Origin of the sequence: Streptomyces sp. NBC_01298 (genome assembly GCF_035978755.1) — a bacterium.
Classification (GTDB): Bacteria; Actinomycetota; Actinomycetes; order Streptomycetales; family Streptomycetaceae; genus Streptomyces.
Genome location: NZ_CP108414.1, coordinates 3,701,884 through 3,723,480 on the forward strand (window position 1 = coordinate 3,701,884; position 21,597 = coordinate 3,723,480).

19 protein-coding genes and 1 pseudogene are annotated in these 21,597 nt (G+C 71.6%); 10 read left to right on the forward strand and 10 right to left on the reverse strand.

Annotation, left to right across the window (positions count from 1 at the left end):
* Positions 1 to 56: 56 nt before the first annotated feature.
* From OG730_RS16555 to OG730_RS16580, 6 genes and pseudogenes are all read right to left on the reverse strand, one after another.
* Positions 57 to 1,121 (reverse strand): BMP family lipoprotein, encoded by a 1,065-nt coding sequence (locus tag OG730_RS16555; RefSeq protein WP_327304979.1) that lies wholly within the window; start codon positions 1,119 to 1,121, stop codon positions 57 to 59.
* Positions 1,122 to 1,339: 218 nt separating this feature from the next.
* The gene (locus OG730_RS16560; protein WP_327309294.1) at positions 1,340 to 2,608 is read right to left on the reverse strand and encodes a M20 family metallopeptidase; all 1,269 of its coding nucleotides are present in this window, start codon (positions 2,606 to 2,608) and stop codon (positions 1,340 to 1,342) included.
* A gap of 149 nt (positions 2,609 to 2,757) precedes the next feature.
* Positions 2,758 to 3,915 carry a hypothetical protein gene (locus OG730_RS16565; protein WP_327304980.1) on the reverse strand — a complete coding sequence of 386 codons (1,158 nt, stop codon included), beginning with the start codon at positions 3,913 to 3,915 and terminating at the stop codon, positions 2,758 to 2,760.
* Between the two features lie 122 nt (positions 3,916 to 4,037).
* Positions 4,038 to 4,946 (reverse strand): N-acetylneuraminate synthase family protein, encoded by a 909-nt coding sequence (locus tag OG730_RS16570; RefSeq protein ID WP_327309295.1) that lies wholly within the window; start codon positions 4,944 to 4,946, stop codon positions 4,038 to 4,040.
* Positions 4,947 to 5,387: 441 nt separating this feature from the next.
* Positions 5,388 to 5,879: pseudogene (locus OG730_RS16575) on the reverse strand (acylneuraminate cytidylyltransferase family protein); the annotation flags it as partial.
* Complete coding sequence (locus OG730_RS16580) at positions 5,876 to 7,297, reverse strand: DUF6716 putative glycosyltransferase (protein WP_327304981.1); 1,422 nt, start codon at positions 7,295 to 7,297, stop codon at positions 5,876 to 5,878. The pseudogene OG730_RS16575 and the gene OG730_RS16580, both read right to left, overlap by 4 nt.
* Before the next feature lie 176 nt (positions 7,298 to 7,473).
* Here OG730_RS16580 and OG730_RS16585 point away from each other — a divergent pair, with 176 nt between their 5' ends.
* Both OG730_RS16585 and OG730_RS16590 read left to right on the forward strand, forming a co-directional pair.
* Positions 7,474 to 8,490, forward strand: coding sequence for a glycosyltransferase family 2 protein (locus OG730_RS16585; protein ID WP_327304982.1), 1,017 nt, complete (start codon positions 7,474 to 7,476; stop codon positions 8,488 to 8,490).
* A gap of 17 nt (positions 8,491 to 8,507) precedes the next feature.
* Positions 8,508 to 9,878, forward strand: a complete 1,371-nt coding sequence (locus tag OG730_RS16590) for a polysialyltransferase family glycosyltransferase (protein ID WP_327309296.1) — start codon at positions 8,508 to 8,510, stop codon at positions 9,876 to 9,878.
* Between the two features lie 69 nt (positions 9,879 to 9,947).
* On the opposite strand, the gene leuE is transcribed toward OG730_RS16590, so the two are convergent.
* On the reverse strand, positions 9,948 to 10,622 hold the full coding sequence (gene leuE, locus OG730_RS16595) for a leucine efflux protein LeuE (RefSeq protein ID WP_327304983.1): 675 nt from the start codon (positions 10,620 to 10,622) through the stop codon (positions 9,948 to 9,950).
* A gap of 89 nt (positions 10,623 to 10,711) precedes the next feature.
* Entirely contained in the window at positions 10,712 to 12,295 is a 1,584-nt protein-coding gene (locus tag OG730_RS16600; RefSeq protein WP_327304984.1) for an acyl-CoA mutase large subunit family protein, read from the reverse strand.
* 167 nt (positions 12,296 to 12,462) lie between these two features.
* Here OG730_RS16600 and OG730_RS16605 point away from each other — a divergent pair, with 167 nt between their 5' ends.
* On the forward strand, positions 12,463 to 13,341 hold the full coding sequence (locus OG730_RS16605) for a L,D-transpeptidase family protein (RefSeq protein ID WP_327304985.1): 879 nt from the start codon (positions 12,463 to 12,465) through the stop codon (positions 13,339 to 13,341).
* Between the two features lie 256 nt (positions 13,342 to 13,597).
* Here the strand turns inward: OG730_RS16605 and OG730_RS16610 are convergent, their stop codons facing one another.
* Complete coding sequence (locus OG730_RS16610; RefSeq protein WP_327304986.1) at positions 13,598 to 14,671, reverse strand: hypothetical protein; 1,074 nt, start codon at positions 14,669 to 14,671, stop codon at positions 13,598 to 13,600.
* Positions 14,671 to 15,444: an RNA polymerase sigma factor gene (locus tag OG730_RS16615; protein ID WP_327309297.1), complete on the reverse strand. Its 774-nt coding sequence runs from the start codon at positions 15,442 to 15,444 to the stop codon at positions 14,671 to 14,673. Before OG730_RS16615 ends, OG730_RS16610 begins: the two co-directional genes overlap by 1 nt.
* Positions 15,445 to 15,852: 408 nt before the next feature.
* Between OG730_RS16615 and OG730_RS16620 the strand changes: the two genes are divergently transcribed.
* The 7 genes from OG730_RS16620 to OG730_RS16650 all read left to right on the forward strand — a co-directional run bounded on the left by OG730_RS16620 (position 15,853) and on the right by OG730_RS16650 (position 21,596).
* Complete coding sequence (locus tag OG730_RS16620) at positions 15,853 to 16,494, forward strand: 2-oxo-4-hydroxy-4-carboxy-5-ureidoimidazoline decarboxylase (RefSeq protein WP_327304987.1); 642 nt, start codon at positions 15,853 to 15,855, stop codon at positions 16,492 to 16,494.
* Positions 16,495 to 16,646: 152 nt separating this feature from the next.
* Positions 16,647 to 17,027 (forward strand): succinate dehydrogenase, cytochrome b556 subunit, encoded by a 381-nt coding sequence (sdhC, locus tag OG730_RS16625; RefSeq protein ID WP_266880720.1) that lies wholly within the window; start codon positions 16,647 to 16,649, stop codon positions 17,025 to 17,027.
* Between the two features lie 5 nt (positions 17,028 to 17,032).
* Positions 17,033 to 17,515: a succinate dehydrogenase hydrophobic membrane anchor subunit gene (locus OG730_RS16630; protein ID WP_327304988.1), complete on the forward strand. Its 483-nt coding sequence runs from the start codon at positions 17,033 to 17,035 to the stop codon at positions 17,513 to 17,515.
* Between the two features lie 23 nt (positions 17,516 to 17,538).
* Complete coding sequence (gene sdhA, locus OG730_RS16635) at positions 17,539 to 19,293, forward strand: succinate dehydrogenase flavoprotein subunit (RefSeq protein WP_327304989.1); 1,755 nt, start codon at positions 17,539 to 17,541, stop codon at positions 19,291 to 19,293.
* Positions 19,293 to 20,060 carry a succinate dehydrogenase iron-sulfur subunit gene (locus OG730_RS16640; RefSeq protein ID WP_250744036.1) on the forward strand — a complete coding sequence of 256 codons (768 nt, stop codon included), beginning with the start codon at positions 19,293 to 19,295 and terminating at the stop codon, positions 20,058 to 20,060. Before sdhA ends, OG730_RS16640 begins: the two co-directional genes overlap by 1 nt.
* Before the next feature lie 110 nt (positions 20,061 to 20,170).
* On the forward strand, positions 20,171 to 20,752 hold the full coding sequence (locus OG730_RS16645; RefSeq protein WP_327304990.1) for a hypothetical protein: 582 nt from the start codon (positions 20,171 to 20,173) through the stop codon (positions 20,750 to 20,752).
* A gap of 70 nt (positions 20,753 to 20,822) precedes the next feature.
* A complete protein-coding gene (locus tag OG730_RS16650; RefSeq protein ID WP_327304991.1) occupies positions 20,823 to 21,596 on the forward strand; it encodes an alpha/beta fold hydrolase in 774 nt (257 codons plus the stop codon).
* Position 21,597: the final 1 nt, after the last annotated feature.

Here is a 21,597-nt window from a genome sequence, read left to right on the forward strand (position 1 = left end):
GATGAGACCGCTTCCCGGACCCCGGGTATCACGTGTGCAGCGAGTCGGACGGCACCTTACGGTGCGGTCTTGACCTGGATCTTCTTGGCGATGATGTCGGCCTTCGCCTTGTCGACCGCGGCGACGAGCTCCGTCATTTCCTTGTACTTCGGGTTGGAGTCGGCCAGGCCGACGCCGTCCTTGTCGAGGCCGTAGCGGACCTCACCGGACTCCGGCTTGCCGTCCTTGACCGACTTGATCAGGTTGTAGACGGAGTCGGAGACGTCCTTGGTGACCGAGGTCAGGATGAAGTCCTTGTACTTCGCCAGACCGGCCTGGTTGTACTGGTCCGAGTCGACGCCGATGGACCACTTGCCCTTGGCGGAGGCGGCCTCGATGGCACCCGAGCCGGCCAGACCGGCGGCCGAGTAGATCACGTCGGCGCCCTTGTCGAGCTGGCCCTCGGCCGCGGCCTTGCCCAGGTCGGGCTTGGCGAAGCCGTCGAAGTTCGGCGGCTGGGTCAGGTACTGGGTGAGCACCTTGGCGTTCGGGTTGGTGTCCTTGACGCCCTGGGCGAAGCCCGCCTCGAACTTCTTGATCAGCGGAACCTCGACACCGCCGATGAAGCCGACCGTGCCGGTCTTGGACGCCTTGGCGGCGGCGACGCCGGCCAGGTAGGAGCCCTGCTCCTCGTTGAAGACGAGGTTGGCGATGTTCTTCGCCTGCACCGAGGTGTCGTCGATGATGCCGAACGTGGTGTTCGGGAACTTCTCGGCGACCTTCTTGATGGCCGGCGCGTAGGCGAAGCCGACGCCGATGACCGGGTTGTTGCCCTTGCGGGCCAGCTCGGTGAGGCGCTGGACCTTGTCGGCCTCGCCCTCGCCGTCGGTGGGCTCCGCCTGGGCGCCCTTGATCTTGAGGTCCTTCTCAGCCTTGGCGAGGCCTTCGTAGGCGGCGTCGTTGAACGACTGGTCGCCTCGGCCACCGATGTCGTACGCGATGGCGGCGGACCCCTCCGAGGAGGAGGACGAGGAGGCGGACGAAGACGAGTCCGAGGACTTCTTACCGCCACAGGCGGTGGCCGAGAGGGCCAGCGCGGCGGACGCGAGGCCCACGGTGGCGATCCTGGTGATCCGGCGCAAGGGGAGGCTCCTTCAAAACCTGACCGAAGCGCCACGACCGGCGCTGGTTTCGCCGAGATCGTAACGCGCGTAGATGTCAGTTAAAGGCCCGTTCATGAGTCGTTATCGGATCGTCGTGAACCAGACAGTGACCGATCAGTAACTGCCGACGCGTCCGACCCATGTGTACCAAGGGCTGGACGCGTCCGCCGGATCAATCGCCGATGTTGTACGAACTTCTACCCGCCCGCCCCCGCGGGCCTGGCGCGTCGCCCCTCGGAGGAGCGGCCGTCGAGCAGCGCGGCGGCCGTGAAGAACTCCACGCCGACCCCGATCGCGGCCTCGTCCACGTCGAAATCGCCCCGGTGCAGATCCCGCTTCGCGGTGTCCCCCGGCGTACGGACGCCCAGGCGCGCCATGGCTCCGGGGACGTGCTCCAGGTACCAGGAGAAGTCCTCGCCGCCCAGGCTCTGCTCGGTGTCCTCGACCGAGTCGGCCCCGCGCCGGGCGCTCATCGCCTCGCGCAGCAGTTCGGTGACCATCGGATCGTTGACGACCGGGGGGACCCCGCGCACGTAGGTGATCTCCGACTTGGCGCGGTGCATCGAGGCGATCTCGTCGATGATCGCGTGGATCTGGTCGGGGGCCTCGTGCCAGGAGTTCAGGTCCAGGCACCGAACGGTTCCGGACAGCTCCGCGTGCATCGGGATGACGTTGCAGGCGTGCCCGGCCTCGATCCGGCCCCAGGTCACCGACATGCCCGAGCGGGCGTCCATGCGCTTGGTCAGCAGGGCCGGCAGGTCCAGGGCGAGCCGGGCGGCCGCCGTCACCAGGTCGGTGGTCAGGTGCGGACGGGCGGTGTGGCCGCCGGGGCCTTCGAGGGTGACCTCCAGCCGGTCGCAGGCCGAGGTGATGGGCCCGGTGCGCAGGCCGATCCGGCCGGCGTCGACCCGGGGGTCGCAGTGCAGGGCGATGATCTTGCCGACTCCGTCCAGCACCCCGGACTCGATGGCCTCGGTGGCGCCGCCGGGCAGTACCTCCTCGGCGGGCTGGAAGAGCAGCCGCACCGGCCGGGGCAGCTCGCCCTTGCGGTCGAGCTCGGCGAGGACGAGGCCGGCGCCGAGCACCACGGCGGTGTGCACGTCGTGGCCGCAGGCGTGGGCGCGGTCCGGGACGGTCGAGCGGTACGGGACGTGCGTCTTGGCGTCCGGGATGGGCAGGGCGTCGATGTCCGCGCGCAGGGCCAGCATCGGCCGTACGCCGTCCCAGGTCCCCACGTCACAGATGAGACCGGTGCCCGACTTCAGCACCCGCGGGCGCAGGCCCGCTTTCTCCAGCCGGGCCTTGATCGCCGCCGTGGTGCGGAACTCCTGGTGTCCTAGCTCGGGATGCATGTGCAAGTCCCGGCGGAAGGCGATCAGTTCGGCGCGCAGGTGGTCCGGAAGCTTGCCGGGCAGCTCGGGCCGGTCGGGCGCGGCGGGCTGGGCGGTCTGGGACTCGCGGGACATCAACTGGTTCACCCGTTTAAGGGTAGGCCCACCCATGGGTCAACTGGCTGGAGATCACAAAAAGTTCATGCCGTTAGGGGAAAGAAACCCGGCCTCTGGACGCATGACCGGATGAAGCCGCGGGTAAACTCGCGCGCTCACCTGTGTACTCATCCGGCCGCCGGAGCCGTCTGAGCAGGAAGTCTGTGCACATCACGGGCGGTGTCGGTGACCCCGGCGAGGAATCCGCGGGCCCGCTCGGAGGCCGACGCGGTGAGCCAGCTCGGATCGACATCGCATACGGCCACGGTCACGCCGGTGCCGATCAGCGCGTAGGGCAGGGTGTGGACGACCGTGGAGGGGAAGCTGACGATCGTCCGGCCGACCGGACCCCGCCGGGCGATCAGCTCCAGCGGCAGGTCCGGACGTACGATCTCCAGCCCGGTCGCCTCGCTCAGCCGGCGCAGCTTCTCCGGGGATTCCCGGCGGTGGGCGAAGTAGCGGGTGGCGCCGTGTTCCAGGGTCAGCGCGCGCACCGCCTCCAGGTAGCGGTCCGGGTCGACCACGCCGGTCTCCACCAGCGAGGTCCCGACCAGGTCGGTGCCCTTGGTCAGGAGCGGCGGGCCGAAGCGGGCCCGGGTCCACGCGAAGTCGTTGAGGCGCAAGGTCATGCCGCTGTGCGCGGTGACCGGCATCGAGCTGAACACCTCGACGCGGCGGTGGCCGCCCTGACCCGGGGTGAACCGCCGCCGGGCCGTCGCGGAGACCGGCGCGTACGCCAGCTCGCGCAGCCGGCCCGGGAGCCCGCCGCCGCCGACCCGGTGCCAGCGCACGAGGCGCTCGCCGCGGGCCGTCTGGGCGACGAACTCCATGGTCGCGGTGCCGTCGTCGACCACGACGAGCTCCTCGGCCCGGACGAGCGTGAGCAGGAGCTGTACGTAGCGGGAGAACGGATCCCCTATCACCACCCGCCGGGCCGCCCGCACCTCCCGCGCGAGCGCGGCGAAGGCCTTGACCGGAGCGAACCGGCCGCCGCGGGCCTCCTGCCACCGCACCTCGTGCCCCTCGTCCCGGGCCAGCCCCGCCATCCGGCGCAGCTGCCCCCGGGACATGGGGTCGGTGGGCGGGAGCACCACGATCCGCAGGCCTCCGGCGGCGGAAGCGACCGGCCCGGACCCGTTCCCGCCGCCGCCGCGGGCCGGCTGGCGCGGGACGACTCCGAGGAGCCGTCCGGCGCCCTGGGCGTGCGCCCACTCCAGGACGTTGAGCAGCTGGACCGGGCTTTCGACGAAGGCCAGGGTCGGGGCGGGGGCTGAGGGGGTCACCATGTGCTCCTCGACAGAGGGTGGAGGGGACGGTGGCCCGGCGGGCAGCCGGACGGAGTCCGGCGCAGCGCGCCGAAGCCCGGGAGGCCCGCCAGGGCCGGACGGTGCGAGGGGTGCGTGAAAGATCAGACCGAGGCGAGTTCGCCCTGGACGCGGCGGAGCTTCTTCATCGGGCCGAGCTCGGAGTCGTAGACCCGCTTGATGCCGTCGCCGAGGGCGGTCTCGATGGTGCGGATGTCGCGGACCAGGCGGGTCAGGCCGCCCGGCTCGACGGAGGCGGCCTGGTCGGAGCCCCACATCGCGCGGTCGAGGGTGATGTGGCGCTCGACGAAGGTGGCGCCCAGCGCGACGGCGGCCAGGGTGGTCTGCAGGCCCGTCTCGTGGCCGGAGTAGCCGATCGGGACGTTCGGGTACTCCTCCTGGAGGGTGTTGATCACCCGCAGGTTGAGCTCCTCGGCCTTGGCCGGGTACGTGGAAGTGGCGTGGCAGAGCAGGATGTTGTCGCTGCCCAGCACCTCCACCGCGTGCCGGATCTGCTTCGGGGTGGACATGCCGGTGGAGAGGACGACGGTGCGGCCGGTGGCGCGCAGGGCGCGCAGCAGTTCGTCGTCGGTCAGCGAGGCGGAGGCGACCTTGTGGGCGGGGACGTCGAACTTCTCCAGGAAGGCGACGGCCTCGGTGTCCCACGGGGAGGCGAACCAGTCGATGCCGCGCTTGGCGCAGTGCTCGTCGATGGCGCGGTACTCGTCCTCGCCGAACTCCACGCGGTGGCGGTAGTCGATGTAGGTCATCCGGCCCCAGGGGGTGTCGCGCTCGATGTCCCACTGGTCGCGGGGGGTGCAGATCTCGGGGGTGCGCTTCTGGAACTTGACGGCGTCGCAGCCGGCTTCGGCGGCGGCGTCGATGAGGGCGAGGGCGTTGCCGAGCTCGCCGTTGTGGTTGATGCCGATCTCGCCGACGACGTAGACGGGGTGGCCGGGGCCGGCGGTGCGGGAGCCGAAGGTCCGGAGGCGGGGGGCGGGGGTGACCGTCATGGCAGGGCTGTCCTTCGGAGCGTGGGGTGTACGAGTACGAGCGGGTGCGGGCACGGGCGCCGGCACCGCGGTGTGGACCGCTGAGGTGGGGAACGGGGTGGGGAGGGGTGCGGTGGCCGGTGTGGCCACGGGGGTGAGTACGGGTACGAGGGCGCGGGCGCGGGCCAGGTCGTGGGGATCGTCGATCTCCAGCACCCGTGCCGGGTCGGTGGCGACCGGGAGGGTCCGGCCGAAGAAGCGGTGGCGGGCGGTCCGGAAGCCGGCGGCGTCCATGGCGTAGGCGGCGCCGGTCTCCAGCAGGTCCTGGGGCCGGTCCTGGCGGCGGGGGCGGTACGCGATGTCGTGGTTGACCCCGCTCCCGGAGCCGTCGGGGGCCGCCCGCCAGAGGAAACCGTGGAAGGGGGCCGCGGTGAGCGCGGAGTCCGCGGCGCCGGACGCGACGGCGGCGGCGACGGACTCCACGTCGGAGGCGGTGACGAAGGGGCTGGTGCACTGGACGAGGAGGACCACGTCAACGGTGACGGAGTGCAGTTCCTCGAAGGAGTCGAGGGCGTGCAGTACGGCGGCCTCGCTGGTGGCGGTGTCCCCGGAGATCCCGGCGGGCCTCCGCAGCACCACGGCCCCCGCACCGCGGGCGGCGTCGCCGATGGCCTCGGAGTCGGTGGACACCAGGACGTCGGTGACGGTCGTGGCGCCCAGGCAGGCGCGGACGGCCCGGACCACGAGCGGCATCCCGCCGACGTCGGCCAGGTTCTTCCCGGGCACGCCCTTGGACCCCCCGCGTGCGGGGATCACGGCGAGCACCCTGGGCACGGCGCGGGCCTCGCGGAGGGATCCCGCGAGGTCGGCGGCGGCTGGCGCGGCGGCGGGCGCGGCGGCGGTGGCGCGCGCGGCGGTGGCGGGCACGGCGGCTCCGGCCGGGCGGGTGCTCACAGCTCCCCCAGGCGGCGGATCACCGGCGCGACGCGCTGCACGCCGTGGCGGTAGGCGCCCCGGGCGGCCTCGCGCAGGTGGGCGCGGAGCCGGCGGCGCAGCCGGGACCCGCCGGCCGCGGTGCGGGGCGCACCGGGCAGCGGGTGCCCGTCGGGGCCGAGGTGGTGCCTGGCCAGGATCCCGGGCAGGTAGCCCGGCGCGGTGTCCCGGGTGTAGTGGGGCGCCGGGGCCGGGAGCGGGCCTTCGGCCAGCAGCTCCGTGAGGCGGGCCCGCGCGGCGGTGTAGGGGTCGTACCCGCCGGGCTTCCCGGCAGGGGTGCCCGCCGGCGTGCCCGCCGGCGTGCCCACGCCCTGGGCCGCCAGCCAGTCCGGGTCGGCCTTCGGGAGCAGGCCCGCGTCGAGCTGGGTCCAGGAGACCATGCAGCCGGAGCCCAGGAAGTGGTGGTTGCCGAGGGTCTCGCGGACGCCGAGGTCGGTCAGCACGGCCGTCGGGATGCCCCGGTGGAGGGATTCCAGGGCCGCCGTGGAGGAGACGGTGACCAGCAGGTCCGTACCGTCCAGGATCTCTCCCATGTTCCCGTACACCAGACGGCAGTTGGAGGGGAGGCCGCCGGGGAGCTGCTGCGCGAGGCGCTGGTACGGGAGCTCCTCCAGGTGCGTGGTGTGCTCACCCGGCCGGCTGCGCAGCTTGATCAGCACCTCGCGCCCGGGGTGCAGCCGGGCGTGTTCCGCGGCGCGGCGCAGCAGGTACGTGCGGTCCGCGCGGCTGTCCGGCACGGAGGGCTGGACCGCGAAGACCACGCGCTGGGCGGCGCTGCCCACCGGGTCGTAGGTGCCGGCGTCGGCCGGTGCGAGGAAGGGGAGGGCGGTTTCCACGACGGCCCCGGCGTCGGCGCCGACGCCCTCGTAGACCGAGCGGAACCGCTCCGCGTCGTGGCGGGAGTTGGCGAGGACCAGGTCCGCCCCGTGGCGCAGCAGCAGGCCGTCGGCGAGCTTCTCGTAGACGACTCCGACGTACCCGGTGACGAACACGGGCCGCGCGCCCGGCTCCGGCCACAGGGCCCGGGCCCCGTGCAGGACGGCCTGGACGGCGCCGCCGACCAGGGCGAGCACGACTACGTCGTAAGCACGGTCGTCAGCGCGGCCGTGGGCGGAATCCCGCTCCGGTCCCCGCAGTTCGGCGAGGAACTCCGCGCAGGTGACTTCGGTGAGCCGGTCCGCCCGGACCCCGACCTCGCCGAGCTGGCGCGCGGTGGGCGTGGCCCGGCCGCGGAGCAGGTAGCCGGTGAGGTGGACGGAGTCCGGGTCCGCGGAAAGGCGGCGGGCGGTGAGCGCTCCCCATTTCCAGCGGGTGTCGGAATCGGCGAGTACGGCCACACGGAGGGCGGGCGGTGGGGCCGGGCGGTTGCTTGCTGGCACCCGGCAGAAGCTATTCCGGCTTTTCGGTGATCGGCCCAACGAATGCACAACAGCGGGTTAACAACCCGTCGATTCCGCGCGAAAGCGTCCGGGTTAACGTCCCTGCCGTGCGTCGTTCACGTGGAATCCGCGTGCGGGCCACGGTGAATGACGAGCGGCGCCCTAATGTCTCGTTCGTGCTCAAGCTCTCTGTTGTCGTGCCGTTCTTCAACGTGCAGACGTATGCGCCGGATGCCCTGAAAAGCCTCGAACTCAACGCTCGGGAAGATTTCGAGTTCCTGCTCGTCGACGACCGTTCGACGGACGGGACGCCCGCGCTCCTGGAGCGGGCGGCCCGCGAGCTGCCCGGGGCCGTGCACCTCAGACACGAGCGCAACGGCGGCCTGGCGACGGCCCGGAACACCGGTCTGGACGCGGCCCGCGGGGAGTACATCGCCTTCATGGACGGGGACGACTGGCTGGCACCGGGCCACCTGGCCCGGACCCTGGCCGCCATCGAGGCCCTGGGCTGCGATTTCGTCCGTACCGATCACGTCCAGTGCACGGACCGGACCCGTGTGGTCCAGCGCGTCCCCTACGGGCCGGATTCCGTGGTGGCCGATCCGCGCACCGGGATCCTGCCCGTCAGCCGCGCGACCTCGGTGGACTATCCGTACGCCTGGGCGGGGATGTACCACCGCCGACTGCTGGACCGCGGGCTGCTGCACTTCACGGACGGGCTGCGGACGGCGGAGGACCGGCCGTGGATCTGGCGGCTGCACCGGGAGGCGGAGTCCTTCGCGCCGGTCGGTCTGCCCGGAATCTTCTACCGTCGCGGGGTTTCCACCTCGCTGACACAGATCGGCGACGAGCGTCAGCTCGATTTCATTCGGGCATTCGATCAAGTTCTGACAGAAACGGCCGCCGACCGGGATTCCGACCTTTTCCTCCCGAAGGCCGTCCGAACATACTGTGCAATTATCGCGCACCATGTCGGGTCCATCGAAAGGTTCGAACCAGCCGTGGCCAGAAAACTCCGCTCGATGAGCACGGCCGCGCTCGGCAGAATGCCCCAGCAGGTCCTGGACCAGACGCTCGACTCGATGGACGCCGACCGCGCGGCCCTGCTCCGCCGGCTCCGCAAGCGTTCCGCGGCCGGATCCGCTCCCGCGAGCTCCACCGCGTCCGCCGCGTCCGCCGGGGTGACGGCGTGAACGTCACCCAGATCTTCATGGCCTCCACCCTCTACGGAACGGCCACCCTCGCCGCCGCCCTCGACGCGGGCCTCTTCCCGCCCGCCGGCCGCCGGATCCTGCTGACCAGCAACCACTCCGTCACCGCCGAGATCGCCCCCGGCCTGACCGCCGCGCCCGGCTTCGACACCCTGGGCACCCGCTTCGACGAGGTCCTCGACTGGAACGCCGTCATCGCCCCGATGCACCCCAGCACCTGGAGCCCGCGCCCCGAGGACGTCCCGCTGTGGGAGCGCCTGGTGCGCTCCTCCTGGGGGCTGGGCGACGACCGCGTCGAGCTGATCGTGGAATCGCTCCAGGTGCCGCCCGCCCAGAGCCTGTGCCGGATCTTCCCCGGTGCGGCCATGGAGGTCTACGCCGACGGGCTGATGAGCTACGGCCCCACGCGCTTCCGCCTCGATCCGGGGCTCGGGATGCGCGTGCGGCGGGTGCTGCACCTGGACCTCGTACCGGGCCTGGAGCCGCTGCTGCTGACCGAGTTCGGCGTACGGGCCGAGGCGATCCCGGCCGCCGCCTTCCTCAAGGTCATCGGCGAGCTCGAAGGAGCGGTGGAGACATCGGAGCAGACCCCTGAGCGGACGCCGCGGCCGAGCGCGGCGCCGGCCGGGGCGGACGCCGAGGTCCCGGACGCTCCCGCGCTCCTGCTGGGCCAGTACCTCTCCGCCCTCGACCTGGTGCCGGCCGCCGAGGAGGAGGAGCTGCACGGGGAGATGGTCCGGGGCGCGCACGCGCTGGGCCACCGCGAGCTGGTCTTCAAACCGCACCCCAGCGCCCCCGCCGCCTACGCCCGCCGGGCGGAGGAGGAGGCCGAGCGGCTCGGCGTCCGGCTGACCGTACTGAGCACCCCGGTGCTCGCCGAGACCCTCTACGAACGGCTGCGCCCGGCGCTGGTCGTCGGCTGCTTCTCCACGGGACTGCTGACCGCCGCCACCCTGTACGGGCTCCCGGTGGCCCGGACCGGCACGGGGGCCGTCCTCGCGCGCCTGGCCCCGTACCCGAACAGCAACCGGATCCCGCTCGTGCTGGCCGACGCCCTGCTGCCCGACCTCGCGGATCCCGCGGCCGTACGCTCCTGGACCCCGCCGGGGCCCGAACGGGTCGCGGCCGAGCTGGCCGGGCTGATCACGGCGGTGGGCTTCACCATGCAGCCCAAGATCCTCGCGGAGCGCCGCACGGAGGCCGAGGCCTGGCTCGCCGCGAACCTGACCGCGGACACCTGGCGCTACTTCACCCGCCGCCGATTGACCACCCTGGGCCTGCCGGGCGGCATCCCGGCGCAGTTCTCCTTCCTGCCCCGCAGCCGCGCCGCGCGCCGCGTCGCCCGGCTGCTGCGCAGGGCGGTCAGCTGACCGGCCCGCTCGGCAGCCGGATCGGCAGCCGGATCGGCAGCCGGATCGGCAGCCGGGTCGGCAGCCGGGTCAGCTGACGGCGAGCTTGGCCGCGAAGCCGAGGAACAGCACGCCCGCCGCCGAGCTGGCCCCGGCCGCGAGCCGCTTGCGGCGCCGGAAGGCGGCCGCCAGCCGGTTGCCGCCGAAGATCAGCGTGGTCAGGTAGAGGAAGCTGCCGATCTGCATCAGCGTGCCCAGCAGCAGGAAGGACAGCGCCGGGTAGGCGTAGGCCGAGTCCACGAACTGCACGAAGAAGGACATCAGGAACAGGATGGCCTTCGGGTTGAACACGCTGATCAGCAGCGCCCGCCGGTAGGGCCGCTCCGTCTCGCCGGCCTTCACCGCGGCGGCGGCCGGGCTCGCCTCGGGGGCGGGCTCGGCGGCCGCGGCCCGCTCGCGGCGGGCGCGCCACATGGTCCACGCGCCGCGCAGCATGCCGATGGCCAGCCAGGTCAGGTACCCGGCGCCGAGCAGTTTGACGACGCCGAACACGATCGGGCTGGTCTGCAGCAGCGCCCCGGCGCCGACCGCGGCCAGGGTCATGAGCAGGGCGTCCCCGGTGAACACCCCGGCGGCGGCCCGGTACCCCTGGCGGACCCCGCCGCGCGCGGCGACGGAGAGCACGTAGAGCGAGTTCGGCCCCGGCAGCAAAATGATCAGCACCAGGCCGGCGATGTACGTCGGAAGATCTGTGACACCCAGCATGTGCAGGAGTGTCCCATGGGGACACACCTGTCGCGCCAGTGGATTTCACGGACTGGGACGGACCGGGACCACATCGCAATCAGCCAGGCTCACCAGCGGGAATCAGCCGCCACGTACGTCCCCCACACCTCCCGCAGCGCCCCGCACACCTCCCCCACCGTGGCCCGGGCGCGCAGCGCCTCCTTCATCGGGTAGAGCACGTTCTCCGTGCCCGCCGCCGCCTCCCGGAGCGCCGCGAGCGCCTCGTCCACGGCCGCCCCGTCGCGCCCCGCCCGCAGCGCGGCCAGGGAGGCCCGCTGCCGGTCCTCGATCGCCGGATCCACCCGCAGCGGCTCGTACGGCTCCTCCTCGTCCAGCGCGAAGCGGTTGACCCCGACCACCACGCGCTCGCCGCTCTCGGTCTCCCGGGCGATCCGGTACGCGTTCCGCTCGATCTCCTCCTTCTGGAAGCCCGCCTCGATGGCGGCCACCGCCCCGCCCATCGCCTCGACCCGCGCCATCAGGTCGAGCGCCGCCGCCTCCACCTCGTCCGTCATCCGCTCCACCGCGTAGGACCCGGCGAAGGGGTCGACGGTGTGCGGCACGTCCGTCTCGTACGCCAGCACCTGCTGGGTCCGCAGCGCGAGGCGGGCCGACTTCTCGGTGGGCAGCGCGATCGCCTCGTCGAAGGCGTTGGTGTGCAGCGACTGGGTGCCGCCCAGCACGGCGGCCAGGCCCTGGACGGCCACGCGCACCAGGTTGAGCTCCGGCTGCTGCGCCGTCAGCTGCACTCCGGCGGTCTGGGTGTGGAAGCGCAGCATCAGGGACTTCGGGTCCCGGGCCCCGAACTCCTCGCGCATGACGCGGGCCCAGATCCGCCGGGCCGCGCGGAACTTCGCGACCTCCTCCAGGAGGGTGGTGCGGGCGACGAAGAAGAACGACAGCCGGGGCGCGAAGGCGTCGATCTCCATCCCGGCGGCCAGCGCGGTCCGTACGTACGCGATCGCGTCGGCCAGCGTGAAGGCGATCTCCTGCGCGGGCGAGGCCCCGGCCTCGGCCATGTGGTAGCCGGAGACGGAGATGGTGTTGAACTTCGGGAGCTCGCCACGGCAGTAGCGGAAGACGTCGGCCGTCAACCTCAGGGAGGGGCCGGGCGGGAAGATGTAGGTCCCCCGTGCGACGTACTCCTTCAGCACGTCGTTCTGGACCGTGCCGGTCAGCAGGCCGGGCTCGATCCCCTGCTCCTCGGCGACCAGTTGGTAGAGCAGGAGCAGCGGCGCGGCCGGTGCGTTGATCGTCATCGAGGTGGACACCCGGTCGAGCGGGATCCCGTCGAACAGCACCCTCATGTCCTCGACCGAGTCGATGGCGACGCCCACCTTCCCGACCTCGCCGTGCGCGAGCGGGGCGTCGGAGTCGTGACCCATCTGGGTGGGCAGGTCGAAGGCCACGGACAGCCCGGCGGCGCCCCCCTCGATGAGCCGGCGGTAGCGCGCGTTGGACTCGGCCGCCGTACCGAAACCGGCGTACTGGCGCATGGTCCAGGGCCGTCCGGTGTACATGGTCGGGTGGACGCCCCGGGTGTACGGGTACTCCCCCGGCTCCCCCAGTTCGGTCCCGGGGTCCCAGCCGGCCAGGTCGCCCGGGCGGTAGACGGGCGCGATCGGGATCCCGCTCTCGGTGTGCCGCTCCATGTGACGCGCTCCTTCGTGGATCCGAGGGGCCCGGGGCTGATAAAACGTCCCCGCGGCGACCGCTCCGCGACCGTTGGTCACAATGGCGCAACATCGCGGCCGTCCCTGCAACTGACCACGCCCACGTCGCATCACCTAGATACACACGTAGAAATCGGGGGACCGCTATGCACCGCCAGAAGGTAATAATCCGCGCACTCGGCCTGGCCACCGCCGTCGCGCTCGCCGCGACCGCATGCGGACCGAAGGACCCGGAGTCCGCGGGCCCCGGCTCTTCCGCTCCCGCATCGCCCACGGCGGTCGCCACTCCCGACGCCTCGCCGTCGACGGACGGAAAGCCCGGCGACGCCTCGCCGTCGGCGTCCCCGTCCTCCTCGCCGTCCTCGTCGCCCTCTCCTTCGGCCTCGCCGACCGTGAAGCAGATCATGGCGAACGGCGACGACAGCGAGCTGGTCCGCGAACTGCAGGCCCGGCTGCGCCAGCTCAAGCTGATGTCGGTCGCCCCGACCGGTTTCTACGGCTCGAAGACCACCGCCGCCGTGAAGACCTTCCAGTCGAAGAACGGCCTGACCGCCACCGGCGGCGTGGACGAGCCCACCTGGAAGAAGATCCAGAACGCCACCAAGAAGCCGACCGCCGACGAACTGCGCCCGCCGACCGTCAACGAGCCGGACGCTCCCGACGCGCGCTGTATGACGGGCCGGGTGATGTGCATCAGCAAGGAGAGCCGCACCCTCGCCTGGATGATCGACGGGAAGGTCGTCTCCACGCTGGACGTGCGCTTCGGCTCGGAGAACACCCCGACCCGCGAGGGCGAGTTCAAGGTGGAGTGGAAGGCCAAGGACTGGGTTTCGACGCTCTACCACACGCCGATGCCGTACTCGATGTTCTTCAGCAAGGGCCAGGCCGTGCACTACTCGGCGGACTTCGCCGCCCGCGGCTACGCCGGCGCCTCGCACGGCTGCGTGAACGTCCGGGACAAGGCCAAGCTGGCGACGCTGTTCGACGCGGTGAAGGTCGGCGACAAGGTCGTCGTCTACTGGTGAACCGCGGGCGGTGACCTGCGGGGGGCCGGCGTGGGGACGTCCGGTCCCGGCGTCACCGGTCGGAAGTTGAGGGCGCGGGCGGGATCGGGGGAACGAATCCCGCCCGCGCCGGTTGCGCAGAGCCCAGGGGTACGGGGGGAACCCCGGCTCATGCGCGGCCGATGACCAGTCGGCTCGTTATGTACTGCGCCGCCGGTTCGAAAAGTGTTACAGGCGGGGCGCGAACCGTTTCAGGCCAGTGTCCGGTACCCGGTCCTCAGCGGCGCGGAGCCGCGTCCGGGCGCTCCGGCGGAGCCGTCCCGGCCGGGACCAGCCCCAGGGAACGCGACGGGGAAGCCGGGCCCGAGGGGGATCCGTCGGCCGGCGGGGAGCCCGGCTTGTCTCCGCCCGATCCCCCGCCGGTGGCCAGGCCGAGCACCACCTGGCAGTAGCGCGGAACCCGCAGCAGCCCCTTGGCCAGGCGCACGAGCTTCTCGCGGCGGGCATCGTCGAGCCGCCCCGCCCGGAAGTCCCGGCAGAGCTCCACCGCTCCGGTGCGGCCCTCGCGGTCCGAACCACCCGTGGTCTCGGTCGTCGCGCCGTCGGCGCCGCCCTGGCGGGACCGGTCGCCCCGGCCGCCCTTGTCTCCGGCCGAGCCGGCCGGGGACGGCTCGGAGCCGGTGTCGCCGGCCACCCCGGCGGTGCCCCCGGGTCCCGTCGCCGTACGTCCTTCCCCGCCCGGGGTGCCGCCCGGGCTCGGGATGCCGCCGCGGGGCTCGCCCCGCGGCGCGGTGGTGCGGGAGGGCGCGAGGGGTGGGGCGTAGCCGCCGTCCGACAGGGCGGCCGGGGAGGATCCGGCCGTCACGGAGACGGCGGGCAGCTCGCCGGCGGTGTGCCGGGCGGGCCGGTCCAGCAGTCCGGTGCCCGCGGCGGCCGCGAGGCCGCCCACGGCGACGCTCGCCACGGCGGCGGCGAGGGCGAAGCGGACCGGCCGGCCGCGCCGGGGCCCGCGTCCGGCCGGGCCGCAGGGCGCGGCGGACGGCGCGCCGAGCTCGACCACCGTGTCCGCGGAGCCGAACAGCGCGGTGTCCGGAGCACGGGTCTGCGCCACCGCCCGCAGTACGGATCCGCGCGCGCTGAACGCGGCCACCGCGGCGGCCTCTCCGCGCAGTTCTCCAGGGAGCCCGCCCGGTTCCGCGGGTGGCGGCGGCTCGGCGAGTGCGTCGAGGGCGGCGCGCAGCCGCTCGGCCCGGACCCGGACATGGTGCTCGGCGCCAGGTACGGCCTGTTCTCCGCGCAGCAGTGCGTCCGCCGCGGCTTCGTCCAGCCACCTGTCGCGCTCGTCGGCCATCACATGTCCTTCTGCGTCCGCCAACGTGAATCCGTCACACCGGTTTGTTCTACGAGATCCGCGGCGCGGACCCGCTGCGCCGGTACGGCGTCGAGGTCCCGTCCGCCCCCCGCGCCCCGTGCGCGACTCCCGTCATTATCGCCGAGGCCGCGCGCCCGCCCGGAGCCGACGGCGACGGGGGAGCCGGAACCCGGCCCGCCGTCGGAGCCGGGGTCGAAGTACTCGTCCCCGTCGAGCAGCTCGGCCAGCTTCTTCAGGCCCCGGTGCGCGGCGGTGCGCACCGCGCCGGGCCGCTTGCCCAGGGTCTCGGCCGCGCTCTTGGCGTCGAGGCCGACGACCACCCGCAGGACGACGGCCTCGGCCTGGTCCTGCGGGAGCTGGGCTATGAGTTCCATCGTGCGGCAGGTGGAGAGGGATTCCATGGCCTCGCCGGCGGTGTCGGACTCGGCGGCGTGGCCCGTCAGCTCGGTCTCGTCCCCACCGACGGCGGGCCGGCGCCCGCGCATGCGGATGTGGTCGAGGGCCCGGTTGCGGGCGATGCGGGCGGCCCAGCCGCGGAAGCGGTCGGCGTCGCCGGTGAAGGAGTCGAGGTCGCGGGCGATCTGCAGCCAGGCTTCGGAGGTGACGTCCTCGGCGTCGCCGTCCCCGACGAGCGTGCGGACGTATCCGAGCAGGCGCGGGTGCACGGCGCGGTACACAGAACGGAACGCGAGCTCGTCGCCGTCTTGTGCCGCGAGCACCGCGGTGGTCAGCTCCGCGTCGTCCCCCAGCAAAATCCCCAACCCGTTCACAGTCCCGTATGTGTGGCGCAAATCAGCACGTTACGGCTTTCAAGCACCTTCGTCCACGAGTTGTACAACGTGCAACCAACCCTGCGCGGAGCGAGGTGTGACACAAAACGCACCGAAGACGCTGAGAGGGGTGCGGGCTTGTCGCACGAGTCCGCGACGGATGGCGGCCGGGGCCTCTCCTGTGGGGGGTGGCGGCCTCGGTCGCCCTCCCCTTTCCTTCCGGGTGTTTCCGGCCTCCGACGCCGTCCTCCGGGCCATCATGCCCCGGCCTCCCGCGGGATCCCCGAGCGGCCCCGCACCCGGCCCGACACGCTCTCCCGTCATCCTTTCGGCTCACTTCCGGGTGAAAACTCGGAATGGGTACGACACACCCGGCCCCGCGTCGATAGCGTGGCGGGACACCCGCGCCACGCCACGAGGAGCCCCACGCTGTCCAGCCACCTTCCGGCACAGGCCCGAGGAGGCTCCGACCCTTCCCACGGCTCCCACCCCCTCCACGACGACGGCCGTTTCGACGGTACCGGGCTCGCGCGCTTCAACGCCCTGTCCCCCGAAGCCGCGCACTCCGCCCTGCTGCACTGCTGTGGCAGCCGGCGCTGGGCCCACCGGGTGGCCGCCCACCGCCCTTACCCCGACTTCGGCGCGCTACTCGCCGCCGCGGACGAAGCTTCGTACGACCTTTCCCAGGGCGACCTCTCCGAGGCGCTGGCCGGCGAGTTCCCGCCGGAGCTGGAGCACGGGGCCGCGTACGCCGCGCTCCTCGCGCTCGACGCGGCGCACGGGGAGTACGAGCGGACCTTCGGGCACGCCTTCGTGATCTGCCTCGACGGGACCACTCCGGCGGAGCAGGCGGACCAGCTGCTGGCCGCGATCCGGCGGCGGATGGAGCTGGACGTGGACGAGGAGCGTGCGATCTCCGCGGACGAGCTCCGTCGCGTCGCGCAGGTCCGGCTCGCCGACCTGACACACTGGCTGACCTCTACGGATGGGGTATCTGCGGCCGAATTCGGTCTATTCGCCCCTGTGGGATAGTCCGTCCGTGCCTGTTTGATCACACCGATGGCCCCCGCGCAAGGGAACCGACAAAGCGTCGCTACGATGTCCGGGGCCGGAGGACCGTACCCGGCCGGGCCCGACCGACAAAGAAGCCGGCTGGCCCCCGCCCCGCTTCCGGAGGGTTTTCCGTGCCGGCTGGAACGTTGTACCGCGGCCGGGAAGGAATGTGGTCCTGGGTGGCTCATCGAGTCACCGGCGTCCTCATCTTCTTCTTCCTGTTCGTACACGTCCTCGACACCGCTCTCGTCCGCGTCTCTCCCGAGGCGTACGACGATGTCGTGGCTACCTACAAGACTCCGATCGTCGCGCTGCTGGAGTACGGCCTCGTCGCCGCAATCCTGTTCCACGCGCTCAACGGTCTCCGTGTCATCGCCGTGGACTTCTGGTCCAAGGGCCCCCGCTACCAGAAGCAGATGCTCTGGACCGTGGTGGGCATCTGGGTCGTGCTGATGGTCGGGGCCCTGTACCCCGTCCTCGGACACGCTTACCTCGAACTCTTCGGGAAGTGACACGCATGTCTTCTGACACTTCTTTCGAAAAGGTCATCGGTGACGTGGAGGGCGTGTCCCTCTACGACGTCGACAACCCGGCGCCGTACATCGAGGCCCCGCGCAAGCGCACCAGCAAGACCCCGCGCTCCACGCGCGGCAACTTCGAGATGGTCGCGTGGCTCTTCATGCGCCTCTCGGGCATCGTGCTCGTCGTCCTGGTCCTCGGCCACCTGCTGATCCAGCTCGTGCTCGACGGCGGAGTCTCCAAGATCGGCTTCGCCTTCGTGGCCGGCCGCTGGGCCTCCCCGTTCTGGCAGGGCTGGGACCTGCTGATGCTGTGGCTCGCGATGCTGCACGGCTCGAACGGTCTGCGTACCGTCATCAACGACTACGCGGAGCGCGCCAACACGCGTCTGTGGCTCAAGGGCCTGCTCTACACCGCCACGGTGTTCACCATTCTTCTGGGCACGCTGGTGATCTTCACCTTCGACCCGAACATCCGCTAGGCAACGGGGCTGAGGCGAAACCAATGAAGATCCACAAGTACGACACCGTCATCGTCGGTGCGGGCGGCGCAGGCATGCGCGCCGCCATCGAGTCGACGAAGCGCAGCCGCACCGCCGTGCTGACCAAGCTCTACCCCACCCGATCCCACACGGGCGCGGCGCAGGGCGGCATGGCCGCCGCGCTCGCCAACGTGGAGGACGACAACTGGGAGTGGCACACCTTCGACACGGTCAAGGGCGGTGACTACCTGGTCGACCAGGACGCCGCCGAGATCCTGGCGAAGGAGGCCATCGACGCGGTCCTGGACCTCGAGAAGATGGGTCTGCCGTTCAACCGCACCCCGGACGGCACCATCGACCAGCGCCGCTTCGGCGGGCACTCCCGCAACCACGGTGAGGCGCCGGTCCGCCGGTCCTGCTACGCCGCGGACCGCACCGGTCACATGATCCTCCAGACCCTCTACCAGAACTGCGTCAAGGAGGGCGTGGAGTTCTTCAACGAGTTCTACGTCCTGGACCAGCTCCTGGTCGAGGAGGACGGCGTCCAGAAGTCGGCCGGCGTGGTCGCGTACGAGCTCGCCACCGGCGAGATCCACGTGTTCCAGGCGAAGTCCGTCATCTACGCCTCCGGCGGCACCGGCAAGTTCTTCAAGGTGACCTCCAACGCGCACACCCTCACGGGTGACGGCCAGGCGGCCTGCTACCGCCGCGGCCTGCCGCTGGAGGACATGGAGTTCTTCCAGTTCCACCCGACCGGCATCTGGCGCATGGGCATCCTGCTGACGGAGGGCGCCCGCGGTGAGGGCGGCATCCTCCGCAACAAGGACGGCGAGCGCTTCATGGAGAAGTACGCGCCGGTCATGAAGGACCTCGCGTCCCGTGACGTCGTCTCGCGCTCCATCTACACCGAGATCCGTGAGGGCCGCGGCTGCGGTCCCGCCGGTGACCACGTGTACCTGGACCTGACGCACCTGCCGCCGGAGCAGCTCGACGCGAAGCTCCCGGACATCACCGAGTTCGCGCGCACCTACCTGGGCATCGAGCCGTACACGGACCCGATCCCGATCCAGCCCACCGCGCACTACGCCATGGGCGGCATCCCGACGAACGTCGAGGGTGAGGTCCTCCGGGACAACACCACCGTCGTTCCGGGCCTGTACGCGGCCGGCGAGGTCGCCTGCGTCTCCGTGCACGGCGCGAACCGCCTGGGCACGAACTCGCTGCTGGACATCAACGTCTTCGGCAAGCGTTCGGGCATCGCGGCCGCCGCGTACGCCCACGCCCACGACTACGTCGAGCTGCCCGAGAACCCGGCGCAGCAGGTCATCGACCAGGTCGAGCGGCTGCGCAACTCCACGGGCAACGAGCGGGTCGCGGACCTGCGCCTGGAGCTCCAGGAGACGATGGACGCCTGCGTGATGGTGTTCCGCACCGAGCAGACGATCAAGACCGCGGTCGAGAAGATCGCGGAGCTGCGCGAGCGGTACCTGAACGTGTCCGTCCAGGACAAGGGCAAGCGCTTCAACACGGACCTGCTGGAAGCCATCGAGCTGGGCAACCTGCTCGACCTGGCCGAGGTCATGGCCGTGTCCGCGCTGGCGCGCAAGGAGTCCCGCGGCGGTCACTACCGCGAGGACTACCCCAACCGCGACGACGTCAACTTCATGCGCCACACCATGGCGTACCGCGAGGTCGGCGATGACGGCAAGGACTCCGTCCGCCTGGACTACAAGCCGGTCGTCGTCACCCGCTACCAGCCGATGGAGCGTAAGTACTGATGGCCACCCCGACCCTCAGCAAGACGGACCAGATGGAGGCGGCGGCCGCCGCTTCGCCGTTCATCACGGTCACGTTCCGGATCCGCCGGTTCAACCCGGAGATCTCGGACGAGTCGACCTGGCAGGACTTCCAGATCGAGATCGACCCGAAGGAGCGCGTGCTCGACGGTCTCCACAAGATCAAGTGGGACCTCGACGGCACGCTGACCTTCCGTCGCTCGTGCGCGCACGGCATCTGCGGCTCCGACGCGATGCGGATCAACGGCAAGAACAGGCTCGCCTGCAAGACGCTGATCAAGGACATCAACCCGGAGAAGCCGATCACGGTCGAGGCCATCAAGGGCCTCACCGTGATGAAGGACCTCGTGGTCGACATGGAGCCCTTCTTCCAGGCGTACCGGGACGTCATGCCGTTCCTGGTCACCAAGGGCAACGAGCCGACGCGCGAGCGCCTGCAGTCCGCCGAGGACCGCGAGCGCTTCGACGACACCACCAAGTGCATCCTGTGCGCCGCGTGCACGTCCTCGTGCCCGGTGTTCTGGAACGACGGCCAGTACTTCGGCCCGGCGGCGATCGTCAACGCGCACCGCTTCATCTTCGACTCGCGTGACGAGGCGGGCGAGCAGCGCCTGGAGATCCTCAACGACAAGGACGGCGTGTGGCGTTGCCGCACGACCTTCAACTGCACCGACGCGTGCCCCCGTGGCATCGAGGTCACGAAGGCGATCCAGGAAGTGAAGCGGGCACTGATCACCCGCCGCTTCTAGTCTTTTGACGTACGAGGGCCCCACGCCCGGTGTTCGCACCGGGGGCGGGGCCCTTCGCGTACCGCCGATCGCCCTACTGGCCCGCCGGATGCTGTGGAATCATCGGGCACATGAGTGAGCAGCAGCCGAACCCTTACGCGAGCGAGCCCGGCCAGGGTGACGAGTACAAGTGGGGCCCCGGAACCCCGAGTTACGGCTATCCGGCCCAGCCGCCCGCGCAGCCCGGCTACGGCTACCCGGCCCAGCCCGCCTACGGCTACCCGCAACCCCCCGCTTACCAGCCGACCATCGCCGGGCCCGGCATCCCCTCGCCCATGCCCGAACCGATGCCGGCGCCCATGGGCTACCCGGCCGCAGGGCTCTCCCTGGGCGACATCACGATCGCCGGCGACCAGATCATCACCCCGTCGGGCACCATGCCGCTCAGGGGCGCGATCTGGAACGCCACGGACTTCTCCCGGACCGAGGAGAAGATCCCGGCGCACGCGATCGTGCTGGCCGTCATCTTCTTCCTGTTCTGCCTGCTCGGCCTGTTCTTCCTGCTGATGAAGGAGCGCCGCACGACGGGATACATCCAGATCACCGTCAACAGCGGCGGCCGTCACCACTCGACGATGATCCCCGCCGTGGACCCGGGCACGTACATGTGGGTCATGAGCCAGCTCAACCAGGCGCGCGCACTGAGCATGTAAGCCTGCCGGGTCCCTCCGGCCGGGCAGGAATCCGGTGGCGGGAGGGGGCCCGGTCTCCGAAGATCATCGGATGACGATCTCTCATGATGTGGACGGTCCCGCCGACGCTCCGGCCGTCGTCCTGCTGCACTCCTCCGTGTGCGACCGGCGGATGTGGGAGCCGCAGTGGAAGCCGCTGCTCGCCGCCGGATTCCGGGTGGTCCGGCCGGACTTCCGGACCTGCGGGGACTCCCCCGCCGCCGAAGCCCCGTACAGCGACCCCGAGGACGTACGGGAGCTGCTGGATCACCTCGGGATCCGGCGGGCCGCGTTCGTCGGGAGCTCGTACGGCGGGCGGGTCGCGCTGACGCTGGCCGCGCTCCACCCGGAGCTGGTGAGCGCGCTGGCGCTGCTCTGCCCCGCCCGGCCCGCGCAGCGGCGCGGCCCCGCGCTGCTCGCCTTCAACGCCGCCGAGGCCGCCCTGCTCGACGCCGGCGACCTGGAGGGCGCGGCCGCGCTCAACGCCCGCCAGTGGCTCGGCCCGGACGCCGACGGGGCCGCGCACGCCCTCGTACGGGCCATGCAGCTCGGGAACCTGCGGGGCGCTCAGAACGCCGACTGGGAGCACGAGCTCCCCGAGCCCGTCTTCGAGCCGGCCGCGGTCACCGCCCCCGTCCTCGCCGTGGGCGGCGCGCACGACATCGCCGACTTCCGCGAGGTCCCCGCCGAGCTCGCCTCCCTCGTGCCCGGCGCCGTCCACGTCGAGCTGCCCTGGGCCGGACACCTCCCCTCCCTGGAACGCCCGGAGGAGATCAACCGGTTGCTGCTGGACTTCCTCTTCGAAGCGACCCTTCCCGGGCGCTGAC